We start from the raw sequence: 1,154 nt of genomic DNA, 5'->3' as shown, positions 1-1,154 counted from the left end.
CTACGAACAACGCGGCCCGGATACGACAACTCCGGCCGGCATCAATCCAGCCAAGTCGGCCCCACGCCGGCTTCCGGCCGACCTGCGGGGCCACCCGAGGAGCGGGCGGTGGTCGGTTGGGTTGCCGCATCGCGCGGGGAGCACCGGGTGGGCCTCCTGATCGGCGCACACGGACCGTCGAAACCCGCACGCCCTTGGTGAACGGCCCGAGTCGCAGTGGCCCTCTGCCTGGTGCCGCCGGTTCCGGTCCTGGCGGGAGGCAGTCCTGGTCACGCGAGCAACTGGCAAGGTAGAACATTTAGTTCGACACTCTTGTCCATGGAACGCATCGGTGTCCGGGAGCTGAACCAGAACACGAGCCAGGTGTTGGCTCGGGTGAGCGGCGGCGAGACCGTCGAGATCACCGATCGCGGGCACCCGATCGCCCGACTTGTTCCGGTGGGCGACGACCGGTCGATGCTGGCCAAGCTGGTAGCTGCGGGACGGGCCGTTGCCCCGACCGGCGGCGGTCCCGTTCCGCTTCCACCGAAGCTCGGTGACGAGGATGTGGACGTGGCCGCCACGCTCGCCGGAATGCACGACGAGGAGCGCTGGTGATCTACCTCGATTCCGCTGCCGTCGTCAAGCTGGTTCGGCAGGAGGCATGCAGTGCTGACCTTGTCTCCTGGCTCAACACCCACGACGATGTGCCGCTGGTCTCCTCCGCTCTCGTCGAGGTGGAAGTGCCCGGAGCGTTGCGCCGATCAGCTCCGCAAGCCTTGATCGGAGTGCCGGCGGCCGTCGGGCGGCTCTTCCGACTGGAGATCGACAGTACGATCCGCGCGACTGCAGCCGCGTTCGCTGAGGCCGATGCTACGCAGCCTCGACGCCATCCACCTCGCCACCGCCCAGGTTCTGACCAACGAGTCCGGAACAGCACTCATCGCCTTCGTCACCTACGACCGGCGACTGCTCGAATGCGCCAAGGCTCACCGACTTGATTAGGAAGCATCAGTGATCATAGATTGACCCTGTGGAACCTCCCCTTAAAAGCCGCGCAGCGTCTCGGTGTATCCCGCTGGTGCTAGGCGTATGGGTTGACCCGGGAGAGATTCAGGTGACGTGGGTCGGGCGTAAGCGCTGGTTCTCCGGCATCGGTGTTGTCGAGGCGATGA

Annotated in this window: 2 protein-coding genes; both read left to right on the top strand. The window is 65.9% G+C overall.

The annotated features are described in order from the left end of the window. Nucleotides 1-318 precede the first annotated feature (318 nt). The gene (locus tag ACY34I_RS40425) at nt 319-597 is read left to right on the top strand and encodes a type II toxin-antitoxin system Phd/YefM family antitoxin (protein WP_462760834.1); all 279 of its coding nucleotides are present in this window, start codon (nt 319-321) and stop codon (nt 595-597) included. Between the two features lie 252 nt (nt 598-849). Next, entirely contained in the window at nt 850-984 is a 135-nt protein-coding gene (locus tag ACY34I_RS40420; RefSeq protein WP_462760833.1) for a hypothetical protein, read from the top strand. Nucleotides 985-1,154: the final 170 nt, after the last annotated feature.

It is taken from the genome of Micromonospora sp. RTBAU3-60 (assembly GCF_054963695.1).
This window is presented reverse-complemented; position numbering and strand designations above follow the sequence as displayed.

Coding starts and splice junctions, on each gene's coding strand:
- ACY34I_RS40420 (WP_462760833.1), top strand. CDS start 850: ATGCTACGCAGCCTCGACGCCATCCACCTCGCCACCGCCCAGGTTCTG.
- ACY34I_RS40425 (WP_462760834.1), top strand. CDS start 319: ATGGAACGCATCGGTGTCCGGGAGCTGAACCAGAACACGAGCCAGGTG.